Here is a 13,957-nt window from a genome sequence, read left to right as displayed (position 1 = left end):
GGTTCTTAACTAGTGCAGGGCAGCCACCCTGATGGTCGCTGCAGAATCTTTGGTGCCGGCTTCCGCCGATCACTTTCCGGGTTTAGAAATCATTATCCCGGAGGGTCTCACCCTATTGATCAATCTCGAGCAATATGCGTGCCAAATTTTTTTTGCATCTCCCGCATCCAGGAGGTAGCCAGGCCACGTCCTAGAGAAAACCACTGAATTGGATCGAGTAATGAAACCCCTGCTCCCCCTAGTGTTCACCGCCGCATTCACCCTCGCCACGGTCTCTGTACCAATGGCGGCAGCAGCGACCGAGGAGAATAAAGCTACTGAGGCGTACTCCCGGCAGTGCAATATCGATATTCACCACCAGGTTACCGTCGGCCCCGGCTTCCTCGAAGTTTGGGATGTAGACAGTGGCGGGCCACTGTTTGCCTTCAATGCGCCAGACCAGCTCGCGGTGGGTAACACTGGTCTGCTCCTTACCGCCCAGCAGCAGGAGTTGATGGAGGGCTACCAGCAGGGGCTGCACAGTGCGGGACGGGAAGTCTCCGCTCTTGCCATCGCGGCGGTTGATGTTGCCACCGAAGGCATGGGCATCGCCCTTGTGGCGCTCGCCGGCCCCGATGATTCAGACACCCGCGCCTACCTCGCCGACGCTCGGCGCCTGCGCGATACTGCTGCCAAAGAAATGGAACAACCGGGAGAAGTGTTTACTTATGGCAGCCCCTGGGTGGAGGGCAACTTCAGTACAAAGCTCGAAAGTGAACTGGAGCCGCAGATCGCAGATCTCGCTACACGCTTTGCCGGCAAGATTGCCTGGCATGCGATGAAAGCCGCGTTAACCGGTGGGGCCAGTATCGAGGAGCGCGCCGAAGCTGCGGCAGAAGAAGCGGAGAAGATTGTGGAAGCGAAAGCCGAAGTGTTAGAAGCCCGCGCGGACAGCCTGTGTGAACAGGTACAAGAACTGGACCAGCTCGAGCTGGCCCTGCACAAGGCAATTCCGGAGTTAAATGGTATCGAACTGATCAATACCAAGTAACCCCGCTAAACAGATACCCCCTAGTACTCGGCCGCCTGAATCGAATTCTGCGCGGCCTTTTTTAGGGATCAGGATTTCTTGGCCACGCCCAGCTCACCTAATGTACGTGCCATATCCTGAGCACTGGTGGCTGGTTTGATGTCCTTGTCGATCTTGGCAACGTTACCGTCCTTGTCGATGTATATCGTAATCCGCTTGGCCATATTCAGCACCGGCATTTTCACGTCGTAGGCCGCTGCCACTTCCCCCGAGGGATCGCTGAGTAACGGAAAATCGGCCTTCTGCTCCGCGGCGAACTTGGCGTTTTCTTCCACCTCGTCGGTGCTGGCCATAAAATAGGCCACATCGTATTCGCGAATCAGGTGGCCGTTTTCGGCCAGGGATTTGCACTCGATGGTGCAACCTTTGGTAAACGCCTTCGGATACCAGGCAATCACTACCGCCTGCTTACCTTTGAAATCGGCCAGTTTGTAGGTTTTTCCATCCGACGCCTGCAGGGAAAACTCCGGTGCTGGGCTTCCCACTTCCAGTGCCAAAGCGGGAACAGTGATTACCAGCATCCCCAGCCAAAGAAACAGTTTTCTCACATTCCTCTCCTCAAACGATGTTTATTTCACCAGGTCCTACGGCCGGCAAAAAGTGACTTGATATTCAGCTGCAGTTTCAGGCTTTTTACCTCTGGCTTCAACGGGATTCACCTCATAAAATGGCGCAATTTTGCGCAATCAGCATCAGGGAAAAGGGCACCAGGCAGTCATTTACTTGCCGCGCATGGACAACACACAATAATTGATAGCCCCAGCCCTGACATGCCTGAATTCTCCGTTCGCCGAAACCTTACCCTGCGCGTGCTCTGCGCCATCGCCTTCCTGACATTGACCGCCTGTGGCGGCGGCGGTGGCGGAAACGACGCCGTCGAAGACACGGAGTTGCAGCCTCCAGCACCATCTTACGCTCCGGGAGACGACCTGGATTCGTCCGACGGCAACACTCCAGCCTCCGGTAGTGGAGAATCAGAAAATCCGCTGAATCCTGGTGAATATGCCCAGCTGACTTCATGCACGCCGTTTACCGGCAATAACGAGGCCCCTTTCAAGGTGCTTTTTGCCAATCTGGATTCAGCGCCCTTCTTCAATGAAATAGTACAGGATGCCGTAACCAATCAGTTTCGCGCCCTGACGCCTTTCTCCGAATTCCAAAGCCAGTTTGCTTTCTATGAAATCGATCTGCAGGGCTTTTCCGCCCTGGGGTGTTCCCACAAGGACAAGGGCGGATTCAGTTGTGACACTGAGCAGGTGCACCGAGCTATTTTAGAGCAGTGCGCCAGTGATGATATTCACGGGACTCTGAAAGTCGTTATCGGTGAAAGTGATTACGGCGCGTCCGGTGGCGAGATCATCTACGTTGCCAGCGACAGGGACTGGCTGAATATCGAAACCACCCTGCACCAGCTGCGCAATATCATCATCCATGAGATTGGCCATAATTTCGGTCTCGCCGATCTATACGACAGCCCCATCAGTAAGGACGGTATAAGTGCAGAGGGATGGCCCAGCAAATTATCCAGAGAGTGGGCGAATCTGGACGGACCTGGATGCAGTAAATGGTGCAATAGTTTCAAACCAGCATCCGAGTATGTGCAGTCCGCAAACGCCACCTGCCCGACGCTCACCGACAGAGAAAGCTGTACCAGTTATAACCGCACCACAGATGGCACGTGTGAAACCGATGAGAATGGCAACTACAGTTGCTGCGGCTGGTCAGAGGATACCGTTGACGATTACTTCGGTTCTCAATGTACCCCGGCGTGGGGCTCTGAAAACATTGGCCAAGATTGCCTACAGGGTACCGGCTGCTATTACGGCGGCGCCCATGGCAATAATTCCTGGCGACCAGTAAAAACCTGGGAGGACAGTATTATGTACGGCGCAGGACATTCTCAGTCCTTCGACGCGGTATCGGAGCAGGCGTTGCGTGAGGCCATTCGATGCTGCGGTACCTCGGATGACAGTACAGAGTCCTGCGCAGTATTTCGCGCGGATTACAATACATTTCTTCTCGACTACCAGCCGTTTAAAAATCGCCTGGGTTCCTGCGGTACTTTTTAGTACCACCAGTATTAGTACTGCCAGCACTCTGGAAACCCGTTGATCGACCGCCGTCGTCAGGGGCTCTCTAGCAGAAACCGATCGAACGCAGTCTCTAATCGACGAGCAGCCCCGTGCAGCCCCTTCGCCTGCAGCAGGTGAGCAATACACTCCGCCGTGCACAAACAACCCTCCCGCTGATTACGCCGCAAGGTAAAGCGGGAGGGCTTTGGGGTATCCAGTTCGATTCTTGGTAGTTTGTGCAGGTAGGGGCTACGGTTGTACATTTTGCGGGCCTCCTGCCAGGTGCCGTCTAGCAGGATATAGGTGTCACACTCTGCGATCCTCAAGGGGCCGGCCTCGCGGCCATCGCATTGAACCTCACTGGCGGGATATAGCAGGGCAGTGCGCGGCCTCTTTAGCAAAGCGAGCAGAGAATCATCCGGCTCCTTACGACGCCACAGGACACGCCGCACCCTGTTGGACACAGACTCCCCAACTACTTCCAACACCAGCCGCCCGGTATTGGTTGGTCGATCCAGCTCACGCTCGTGGGTGAGTAGGACTACCTGCACATTTCTCACGGTCTACTACCGACTATAAATCACTGAGATTGCAATACGCGCGTAACATCCAGCATACGATTGGCAAACCCCCATTCGTTATCAAACCAGATCAATACTTTGACCAGTCTGTTGCCGGCAACGCGGGTCTGGCTGGCGTCGACAATGCCGGAACGGGGATCGTGGTTGTAGTCACAGGAGGTGAGGGGCTCTTCACTGTAACCGAGGACGCCACAGAAGCGGGTTTCCGCTGCGGTTTTCAATACGGAATTAACCTCGGCTTGGGTGACGGTCTTTTTCAATTGCACCGAAAGGTCGATGGCGGAGACGTTGATAGTGGGCACGCGCATGGCCTGGGCTTCGAATTTGCCGGCCATGTCGGGGAGCACCCGTTCGATGCCGCGGGCGAGCCCGGTGTCCACCGGAATAATCGACGAGATGGCGGAGCGGGTTTTACGCAGGTCGGTGTGGTGGTAGGCGTCGTTTACCGGTTGGTCGTTCATCGCGGAGTGGATGGTGGTGATGACGCCGGCTTCGATGCCGAAGGCGCTCTCCAGGGCGGCGATGACGGGGATGCTGCAGTTGGTGGTGCAGGAGGCGGCGGAGATGATGGTTTCATTGCCCGTGAGCGCGGTGTCGTTGACGCCGTAGACGATGGTGGCGTCGACGTCACTTTGCGCGGGTTGGGAGAAGATGACTTTTTTGGCCCCCGCTTTTAAATGCAGTTCGGCGCGCTGGCGCTCGGTGAAGCTGCCGGTGCATTCGAGGACGATGTCGACCTGGGGATTGCGCCAGTCGAGGTCTTCGAGGTCTCGGTAATGGGTGACGGCGATCTGGTCGTTGTTGATGTGCAGGGTTTCGTTATGCACTTCGACTTTGCCGTGGAAGCGGCCGTGGACGGTGTCGTATTTGGTGAGGTGCGCAATGGTGGCGCAGTCGGCCAGTTCGTTGATGGCGACGATCTGCAATTGGTCGCGCAGGTTGGATTCGTACAGAGCTCTCAGGACGCTGCGTCCGATACGGCCGTAGCCGTTTATCGCGAGTCTTATTGGTGCTTGGTTGGGCATGTATTCCTCGGGCCTTTTCCACCGCCTTCGATCAATGCTCTGTTCCCGTGCGGTGGCGGTCAAGCACCGGGCATAAGGTTTAGGAACCGCTGTGAATACATCCCTGTACGCTGCGTCGGCGACGTCCCTGTCGCCGACGCTTCCGAAACCCTATGCCCGGCACTTGCCCTTCTCGATGGGCCGCTGAACTACGTTAGCAGCTTACCTAGTAATTACTTCAGCAACCCTTCGACAGCTTCAGTAACTTTCTCAGCAGTGATGCCGAAGTGCTTCATCAGGTCACCGGCCGGTGCGGATTCACCGAAGGTGTCCATGCCAATGATGGCACCGTCGAAACCAACGAACTTGTACCAGTAGTCCTTGTGGCCGGCTTCTACGGCGACGCGGGCGCGCACGCTGGAAGGCAGTACGGATTCGCGGTAGTCGGCGGGCTGGGCGCAGAAGGCTTCGGCGCAAGGCATCGAGACGACGCGCACTTTGCGGCCGGACAGTTGTTCGGCGGCGGCGGTGGCGAGCTCTACTTCGGAGCCGGTGGCGATGATGATGGCTTCGGGCTCGCCGTCGCAATCGCGCAGGATGTAACCACCCTTTTCGACGTTGGCCAGCTGCTCTTCGGTGCGCGCCTGCGGGGCGAGGCCCTGGCGGCTGAAGATGAGGGCGCTGGGGCCGTCGTTGCGGGATACGGCCATTTTCCAGCTAACCGCAGATTCGGTGGCGTCACAGGGGCGCCAGGTCTGCAGGTTTGGTGTAGCGCGCAGGGCGGTCAGCTGCTCTACCGGCTGGTGGGTGGGGCCGTCTTCGCCCAGACCGATGGAGTCGTGGGTGTAGACGAAGATGACTTTCTGCTTCATCAGCGCGGCCATTCGCACGGCGTTGCGGGCGTATTCCATAAACATCAGGAAGGTCGCGCCGTAAGGCACGAAACCGCCGTGCAGGGCGATGCCGTTCATGATGGCGCTCATGCCAAATTCGCGCACGCCGTAGTAGACGTAGTTGCCGCTGGCGTCGTCGGCGCTCACGCCTTTGGAGCCGGACCAGATGGTGAGGTTGGAGCCAGCGAGGTCGGCGGAGCCGCCGAGGAATTCCGGCAGCAGCGGGCCATAGGCGTTCAGGCTGTTCTGGCTGGCTTTACGGGAAGCAATTTTCTCGCCGTCGGCCTGGCACTGTTTGATGTATTCGTCGGCCTTGGCGAGGAAGTCCGCGGGCAGGTCGCCTTTCATGCGGCGCACAAACTCTTCCGCCAGTTCCGGGTGGGCTTCTTTATAGTCTTCGAAGATATCGTTCCACTCGTCTTCCTGCTCGGCGCCTTTGGCGCGGCCGTCCCAGGCGTGATACAGGTCTTCGGGGATAACGAATGGCTCGTGCTTCCAGCCCAGGGTTTCGCGTACCAGTGCAATCTCTTCATCGCCCAGCGGCGCGCCGTGACACTCTTCACGGCCCTGCTTGTTGGGGGAGCCGAAACCGATCACGGTCTTGCAGCAGATGATGGTGGGCTTGCTGGTCTCAGAGCGGGCTTCTTCGATGGCGGCCTTAATCGCAGCCGGATCGTGACCGTCCACGTTCGGGATTACGTGCCAGCCATAGGATTCAAAGCGCTTGGGCGTGTCGTCGGTGAACCAGCCTTCTACTTCACCGTCGATGGAGATGCCGTTGTCGTCATAGAAGGCGATCAGCTTGCCCAGGCCCAGGGTACCGGCGAGGGAGCAGGCTTCGTGGGAGATACCTTCCATCAGGCAGCCGTCACCCAGGAAGCAGTAGGTGTTATGGTCAACCAGCTCGTAGCCTTCACGGTTAAACTGGGCGGCGAGGACCTTCTCGGCAAGCGCCATACCCACGGCATTGGTGATGCCCTGCCCCAGGGGGCCGGTAGTGGTTTCTACACCCGGGGCGTAACCGTATTCCGGGTGGCCCGGGGTCTTGGAATGCAGCTGACGGAAGTTCTGCAGCTCGTGGATGGACAGGTCATAGCCGGACAAATGCAACAGGGAATACAGCAGCATGGAACCGTGGCCATTGGACAGCACAAAGCGGTCGCGGTCCGCCCACTCGGGGTTGGCCGGGTTGTGTTTCAGATAGTCGTTCCACAGCACTTCGGCGATATCTGCCATACCCATGGGGGCGCCCGGGTGGCCGCTTTTGGCTTTCTGGACCGCGTCCATGGCGAGGGCGCGGATGGCGTTAGCCTTTTCTGTGCGAGACGGAGTAGAAGACATAGGGATCTCTCGGTTTGGGATCTTCGGTTCATCAGATGCGCTGCGGGCCCGGCTCTGACGGCCAGCTTGCCGCGACCCGTCGGCCGGAGGTTGTCGATGACCGGCAAAACGGGGGCAGTATTTTCCCGTAAACCCCCGCCGGGCGCAAAGGCCGCGGGTTCAATTCTTTACCGAAGGCAGCAACATTTTCCTAATAGATAGCGCTCCTGACGCGGTTCCATCCGCCCGGGCGGCGTTAGTTACATCTGCATCAAATTATTTCGATACACCTTTATCAAAATATTTTGATATAGCCTGAAAGCGCTGCTAGACTCCGCGCCATGCTTGACTCCAGCCAACCGTCTGCGACGGGTGATGCCAACAAAGAATCACACGCCAGCGACCCGATCCCGCAACTGGCGGCGACCCTGAAGGCCGCCGGCGATCCGCTGCGGCTGGAGATACTGCGCCTGCTGAGCCAGGACTCCTACAGCGTGCTGGAGCTGTGCCGCATCTTCGAGCTGCGCCAGCCGGCCCTGTCCCACCACCTCAAGGTATTGGCGCAGGCGGGACTGGTGAGCAAACGCCGCGAGGGCAATAACCTGTTCTACCGCCGCACCGCGGGCAGTGTGCTGCTGCAGCAGCTGTTCAGCGGCTTGGATCAGCTGCCACTGAGTGCATCCCGCGCGGCCACTGTGGATCAGATCGCGTCCGAGCGCGCCGAGGCCTCACGCCGTTTCTTCGCGGATTACGGCAACCGCTTCCGCGAGCAGCAGGAGTTGATCGCCAGTTATAGCGTCTACGGTCCACAGGTAGCACAGCTGCTGAAACCGGGCCGTCACGCACTGGAAGTGGGCCCCGGTGAGGGAGAGTTTCTGGAGGAGCTGGCGAACCGGTTTGGTACGGTGACGGCGCTGGACCTGTCGGAGACGATGCTTACGCGGGCGCAGGCGTTTGCCGATGAGCGGGGGCTGCAGAATATCGAGTTCGTGTGTGACGACACCCGCGCGGCGGCATCCCGTCCGGAAAGTGCGGACTGCATTGTGGTAAATATGGTGCTGCACCACACCCCGGAGCCGGCGCAGATTTTTCACGATTTACAGAAGGCGTTGAAGCCGGGCGGACAACTGCTGATTACCGAGCTGCACGATCACGGGCAGGACTGGGCGAGAGATGCCTGCGGGGATTTGTGGCTGGGGTTTGCGCCTCAGCAACTGGTTGAGTGGGCCGCAGAGGCGGGCCTGCAGAAAGGGCGCAGTGAACACAGCGCCCTGCGCAATGGGTTTCAGATTCAGATTCAGGAATTTTTGAAGCTTTGAGCTTCGTCGCTTTTTGTATGAGCTCTTTTTTAGCTCTGGCTTCACGAACAACATATTTACTTCGTAAGCAGCTTTCGCAAACAACAACAAAGTCGCGAAATAGGAATTGAAGGCCGAGGGGCCGGGGAAAGGTTTCAAAAGCGTCGGCGACAGGGACGTCGCCGACGCAGCGTACAGGGATGTATTCACAGCGGTTTTGAAACCTTTCACCGGCCCCTTGGCCGCCACAGAACCAGCACCAGTGCTCCGGACTGAAAAGCTACGAAGCACGAAACAAGATTGACGCCAACCGCCGGAAGCGGAAAAAGGAGAAGCTCAAAATGAGTGAATACAGCATTTTTACTTCGGAGTCGGTATCCGAAGGCCATCCGGACAAAATTGCCGATCAGATTTCCGATGCGGTTCTGGACGCCCTGCTGGCGCGTGACAAGAACGCGCGGGTTGCCTGTGAGACGCTGGTGAAAACCGGTATCGCAGTAATTGCCGGTGAGATCAGCACCTCTGCATGGGTGGACCTGGAAGATCTGGTACGCAAGGTAATTACCGATATCGGCTACACCTCTTCCGCCGTGGGTTACGACGGTGAAACCTGTGGTGTGATCAACGTCATCGGCAAACAGTCGGTGGATATCGCCCAGGGCGTTGACCGGGTGAAACCGGAAGACCAGGGTGCCGGTGACCAGGGCCTGATGTTTGGCTACGCCACCGATGAGACCCCAACCTTTATGCCTTCTCCGGTGTACTACGCACACCGTCTGGTAGAGCGTCAGGCGGAAGCGCGCAAGTCCGGTCTGCTGCCGTGGCTGCGCCCGGATGCAAAAAGTCAGGTGACTTTCCGCTACGACGAAAACGGCAAGCCCTGCGCGATCGACGCGGTGGTTCTGTCCACCCAGCACAACGAAGAAGTCACTCAGGAAGACCTGCGCGAAGCGGTGCTGGAACTGATCGTGCACCATGTACTGCCGGCCGACCTGCTGCATGAAAACACCAAGTACCACATCAACCCTACCGGCAAATTTGTCATCGGCGGCCCAGTGGGCGACTGTGGACTGACCGGGCGCAAGATTATCGTGGACACCTACGGCGGTTCCGCACGTCACGGCGGCGGTGCTTTCTCCGGCAAGGACCCGTCCAAAGTGGACCGCTCTGCGGCCTACGCCGGTCGTTACGTGGCAAAAAATATCGTCGCCGCCGGCCTCGCCAACCGCTGTGAGATTCAGGTGTCTTACGCCATCGGCGTCGCCGAACCGACCTCGGTTTCCATCAACACCTTCGGCACCGGCAAGGTGAGCGACGAGCGCCTGATCGAACTGGTGCGGGAAAACTTCGACCTACGCCCCTACGCAATCTCCAAAGCGCTGGACCTGTTGCACCCCATGTATCAGCTCACCGCCGCCTACGGCCATTTTGGTCGCGATCCGTTTGAGCACAGCTACAAATGGATTGATACCAACGGCAAAGAGCAGGTGGAAACCTTTACCGCTTTCCCGTGGGAGAAGACCGACAAGGCTGAGACCCTGCGCGCACAGGCTGGTATTTAATTCATATTGTCGTCATTCCGGCGCAGGCCGGAATCCAGCGCCACGAAACTGGATACCGGCCTTCGCCGGTATGACGGGGAAAAACTTCAAAGATTTAGGTAATGAACCAAATGAGCACCGAATTCAAAGACTTCAAAGTCGCCGACATTTCCCTGGCCGACTGGGGCCGCATGGAAATTGAAATCGCCGAAGGCGAGATGCCCGCGCTGATCACCCTGCGTGAAAAATACCGCGCTGAACAGCCGCTGGCGGGCGCCCGTATCATGGGCTGTATCCACATGACCATCCAGACCGCGGTCCTGATCGAGACCCTGGTGGCCCTGGGCGCGGAAGTGCGCTGGTCGTCCTGCAATATTTTCTCTACCCAGGATCACGCTGCTGCGGCAATTGCCGCCTCCGGCATTCCGGTATTCGCATGGAAAGGTGAAACGGAAGAAGAATACGAGTGGTGTCTGGAACGCACCATCGGCGCAGACGTACCCGGCTGGCAGCCAAACCTGATTCTGGATGACGGCGGCGACCTCACCGAGCTGCTGCACCGCAAATACCCTGAGCTGCTGGACAAGTGCCACGGTATCAGCGAAGAGACCACCACCGGCGTACACCGCCTGCAGGAAATGCTGAAAGCAGGCACCCTGAAAGTACCGGCGATCAACGTAAACGACTCAGTAACCAAAAGTAAGAACGATAACAAATACGGCTGTCGCCACAGTCTGAACGACGCCATTAAGCGCGGCACCGACCACCTGCTGTCCGGCAAGAAAGCGCTGGTCATTGGGTACGGTGATGTGGGCAAAGGTTCCGCTGCTTCCCTGCGTCAGGAAGGCATGATCGTAAAAGTCACCGAAGTGGACCCCATCTGCGCCATGCAGGCGTGCATGGACGGCTTCGAGCTGGTTTCCCCGTATATCAACGGCGTCAACGACGGCACCGAGTCCTGCATCAACAAGGAACTGCTGGCGAACACCGATCTGATCGTCACCACCACCGGCAACGTCAATGTGTGCGACGCAAATATGCTGAAGGCACTGAAGTCCGGCGCGGTAGTTTCCAATATCGGTCACTTCGATAACGAAATTGATACCGCGTTTATGCGCGAAAACTGGCAGTGGCAGGAAGTAAAACCGCAGGTGCACAAGATCGTGCGCGACGCGGCCACTAACGACCACCTGTTGCTGTTGTCCGAAGGCCGCCTGGTTAACCTGGGTAACGCCACCGGTCACCCGAGCCGCATTATGGATGGCTCCTTTGCCAACCAGGTGCTGGCGCAGATCCACCTGTACAACGAGAAGTTTGCCGACCTGCCGGCGGACCAGAAGGTTTCCGCGCTCTACGTAAAAGTACTGCCGAAGCACCTGGACGAGGAAGTGGCCAAGTACATGGTCGAAGGCTTTGGTGGTGTGATTACCCGCATGACCGAAGACCAGGCCAAGTACATCGGTGTTTCCGTGGATGGCCCGTACAAGCCGGAAAGCTACAAGTATTAATTGACCTCTCAGGTACTGGATGCCGGCCTGCGCCGGCATGACCAAGCAACGTCATCCCGGACGTGAGCCGGGATCCGGCAAACCGAGGGAATGGAACAGAATAATGAGTGATTTACGCATCAGCTTTGAATTTTTCCCGCCCAAGACCGAAGAGGGTCGGGAAAAACTGAAGAACACCCGCGAAGAACTGCAGGCCTTCGACCCCGCATTCTTCTCGGTCACCTACGGTGCCGGCGGCACCACCCGCGATACCACCGCAAACATCGTGTGCGAGCTGCGCGGAAAGGGTGTTTCCATCGCGCCGCACCTGTCATTTGGTGGCGACAACGAAGAGATCGTTCTCGGCCTGTTGAACCGCTACAAAGAAGCCGGTGTCGATCGCATCGTCGCCCTGCGCGGTGATATGCCGTCCGGTATGGGCTCCGTGGCGCAGCTGGTATATGCCAACGAACTGGTGGCATTTATCCGCCGCCACACCGGTGATCACTTCCACCTGGAAGTGGCGGCTTACCCTGAAATCCATCCGGAAGCGGACAGCTATGATGCGGACATCCGATTCCTGAAAGGCAAGTTCGAGGCCGGCGCCAACAGTGCCCTGACCCAGTACTTCTACAATCCGGATGCCTATTTCTACTTCCTGGATCAGTGTGAAAAGGCAGGTATCGATGCGCCGATCTATCCGGGTATCATGCCGATTACCAACTTCACCAATCTGGCGCGCTTCTCCCGCAACTGTGGTGCGGAGATTCCGCGCTGGTTGAGGTACCGCATGGAGAGTTTCAGCAATCCGGAAGATGTGAAAAAGCTGGGACTGGAGATCGTGACCGACCTGTGCGAGACGCTACTGGAAGGCGGCGCACCGGGGCTGCATTTCTACACCATGAATCAGGTGGGGCCGACGGCCGACATCCTGAACGCTCTGGAGCTATCCAAAGAAGCTTGAATTAATTCCCGGGCGGTGCCGCTACCGGGTATACCCGGTAGCGGCACCTTCGCGGCAACCTTCTTAGAAAATAATTTATTAATTACTCTGCAGCTTCTGCGGATTCCCCAACCGCACATTAATCGGCTTGCCATTAAAGTCGATCACCCGCACCACCAGCCTGCGATTCTGCTCCCTGCCCCGCTGGGTATTGTTGTCTGCGATCGGGTCCGAATCACCCAGCCCGGTGGCCTCTACCCGTTCTGAGTTTATCCCTCGCTCCAGCAAAAACTGTTTCACCCAGTTCGCCCGCCACTGGGATAACTTTCGGTTCTTGTCCGGGTCACCCGCATTGTCGGTGTGGCCCTCCACAACGATTTTCAGCGCAGGGAAGTCCCGCATGATCACCAACAGCGCTTCGATGTCGGCCAGGGTGTCCATCTTCGGCGCAAAGCCGCCGGGGTCAAAGTCCACATTCAGCACAAATGCATCGCCGCGTTCGCGGGTCTGGCCCATCAGGTAGCGGACCATGTCGTCACCGAATGGGGCCGCCTCGCGGGCACTTTTTTCGCCCAGACCATTGCTCACCAAGTCGCGGGGATCCAGGGAATACTTTTTTGTAGGATCTGGGCAACCGCTTACAAGCAGAGCACTCAACACGACGCCGAATGCGACACAGTGACGCGATAGTGGCTGACGGGAAACGACAATTGGCATAGTGGCCGACTCCTTCGAATGGCTGCAATCTATTTCGCGTGGATCGGTAAGCTGAATTTTGAGGAATTCTAGGGTGCGAAACATGTTTTCCCTAGCTGGCTCACCGCGGCGCAATACCACAACGCCATTCGCTATATCCGACGTTCTGAGTGATTCAACGGGACCCTAACCTATGTCACCTATGTCAAAATCCGTACTCACGTGAAAACTTGTACCGAACAGGCTTAAATGCCGGTGCCGGTATCGATACCTGTAGCCCTCAGGGAGATGCAATGAACAAACAGCTTCTGCTTACCATCCTCGGGATCGGCGCTATTGCGCTTTCTCTGGTATTTGGCTCTCGGGTCACAGCGCAGCAGATTGTGACCGTAGATCCCGGTGATGCCTGGCTGAACGCCAGCGAGGGATACCAGGAGAAGGTGACCTGGCGGGTAGCCAGCAAAGGGGGCGCAGCGTCGCCGCGGGGCGTGTTTGTGAACCTGGACAACAACCAGGAGCTGGCGGTGGTGGATCAGATTCTGGAATTCAGCGGCGACCGCGGCGAGGTTACCGAAATCGTGCAGATTTCCCCGGTGCAGGCGCGCAGCTGGCACGCCAAGGGCGTGCGCCGCGTGGGCTACCGCCGGGTATTCGCCGGTGCCGCGGGCAGCCTGTCGAACCATGTGCTGTTTGACCTGGATGCCAGTGGCCGCCTGGCACAGGTTCAGGCCTCACCGCCCTCGCAAACCGTGAGCGATAAGTCACGCAAACTGATGATGGCATGGAACCTGGACAGCGATCTCGGGGAAATCCGGGCATCTTCTGCGAGCGGACAGTTTATGGTGGGTGACCAGGTGATATATGAGGTAACGGAGCCGCTTACCGCACAGGCGGGAAAACCGCTTCGGGAAACAGTGGAACTGCCTCAGGGGCTGGTAAGTACGCTGATTGCCCAGGGAATATACGAAGTACGCTACACCCGCACCTTTGTGGATGACAAAGACACGCGCCGCAGTGCATCGGTGCAGGTACGCCTCACAGACTGAGATGGTA

The 13,957-nt window shown here is 57.8% G+C and carries 12 protein-coding genes; 7 read left to right on the top strand and 5 right to left on the bottom strand.

Annotated features, from left to right (window positions below; translation table 11 throughout):
* The first annotated feature begins 220 nt into the window (after window positions 1-220).
* Window positions 221-1,030 carry a DUF2884 family protein gene (locus tag AU11_RS15570; RefSeq protein WP_043320176.1) on the top strand — a complete coding sequence of 270 codons (810 nt, stop codon included), beginning with the start codon at window positions 221-223 and terminating at the stop codon, window positions 1,028-1,030.
* A 68-nt stretch (window positions 1,031-1,098) separates the two neighbouring features.
* Here AU11_RS15570 and AU11_RS15565 read toward each other — a convergent pair whose 3' ends face one another.
* A complete protein-coding gene (locus AU11_RS15565) occupies window positions 1,099-1,617 on the bottom strand; it encodes a peroxiredoxin (protein WP_231491977.1) in 519 nt (172 codons plus the stop codon).
* Between the two features lie 222 nt (window positions 1,618-1,839).
* Here AU11_RS15565 and AU11_RS15560 point away from each other — a divergent pair, with 222 nt between their 5' ends.
* Window positions 1,840-3,138, top strand: coding sequence for a hypothetical protein (locus tag AU11_RS15560; protein ID WP_043320174.1), 1,299 nt, complete (start codon window positions 1,840-1,842; stop codon window positions 3,136-3,138).
* Window positions 3,139-3,194: 56 nt separating this feature from the next.
* On the opposite strand, the gene AU11_RS15555 is transcribed toward AU11_RS15560, so the two are convergent.
* From AU11_RS15555 to tkt, 3 genes are all read right to left on the bottom strand, one after another.
* Entirely contained in the window at window positions 3,195-3,692 is a 498-nt protein-coding gene (locus AU11_RS15555; protein WP_043320173.1) for a tRNA-uridine aminocarboxypropyltransferase, read from the bottom strand.
* A 29-nt stretch (window positions 3,693-3,721) separates the two neighbouring features.
* Window positions 3,722-4,747 carry a type I glyceraldehyde-3-phosphate dehydrogenase gene (gene gap, locus AU11_RS15550; RefSeq protein ID WP_043320172.1) on the bottom strand — a complete coding sequence of 342 codons (1,026 nt, stop codon included), beginning with the start codon at window positions 4,745-4,747 and terminating at the stop codon, window positions 3,722-3,724.
* A gap of 212 nt (window positions 4,748-4,959) precedes the next feature.
* Complete coding sequence (tkt, locus tag AU11_RS15545; RefSeq protein WP_043320171.1) at window positions 4,960-6,960, bottom strand: transketolase; 2,001 nt, start codon at window positions 6,958-6,960, stop codon at window positions 4,960-4,962.
* Between the two features lie 320 nt (window positions 6,961-7,280).
* Here tkt and AU11_RS15540 point away from each other — a divergent pair, with 320 nt between their 5' ends.
* The 4 genes from AU11_RS15540 (at window position 7,281) to metF (ending at window position 12,229) form a co-directional block, all read left to right on the top strand.
* On the top strand, window positions 7,281-8,258 hold the full coding sequence (locus AU11_RS15540) for a metalloregulator ArsR/SmtB family transcription factor (RefSeq protein WP_081848159.1): 978 nt from the start codon (window positions 7,281-7,283) through the stop codon (window positions 8,256-8,258).
* 320 nt (window positions 8,259-8,578) lie between these two features.
* On the top strand, window positions 8,579-9,799 hold the full coding sequence (gene metK / locus AU11_RS15535) for a methionine adenosyltransferase (protein WP_043320170.1): 1,221 nt from the start codon (window positions 8,579-8,581) through the stop codon (window positions 9,797-9,799).
* 101 nt (window positions 9,800-9,900) lie between these two features.
* Window positions 9,901-11,286: an adenosylhomocysteinase gene (ahcY, locus tag AU11_RS15530; RefSeq protein WP_156035358.1), complete on the top strand. Its 1,386-nt coding sequence runs from the start codon at window positions 9,901-9,903 to the stop codon at window positions 11,284-11,286.
* A gap of 103 nt (window positions 11,287-11,389) precedes the next feature.
* Complete coding sequence (metF, locus tag AU11_RS15525) at window positions 11,390-12,229, top strand: methylenetetrahydrofolate reductase [NAD(P)H] (protein ID WP_043320169.1); 840 nt, start codon at window positions 11,390-11,392, stop codon at window positions 12,227-12,229.
* 78 nt (window positions 12,230-12,307) lie between these two features.
* Here metF and AU11_RS15520 read toward each other — a convergent pair whose 3' ends face one another.
* Window positions 12,308-12,925, bottom strand: a complete 618-nt coding sequence (locus AU11_RS15520; protein ID WP_051687372.1) for an OmpA family protein — start codon at window positions 12,923-12,925, stop codon at window positions 12,308-12,310.
* Between the two features lie 272 nt (window positions 12,926-13,197).
* Here AU11_RS15520 and AU11_RS15515 point away from each other — a divergent pair, with 272 nt between their 5' ends.
* A complete protein-coding gene (locus AU11_RS15515; RefSeq protein ID WP_043320167.1) occupies window positions 13,198-13,950 on the top strand; it encodes a hypothetical protein in 753 nt (250 codons plus the stop codon).
* Window positions 13,951-13,957 lie beyond the last annotated feature (7 nt).

The sequence above is a fragment of the Microbulbifer sp. HZ11 genome (assembly GCF_000708675.1).
GTDB lineage: Bacteria > Pseudomonadota > Gammaproteobacteria > Pseudomonadales > Cellvibrionaceae > Microbulbifer.
This window is presented reverse-complemented; position numbering and strand designations above follow the sequence as displayed.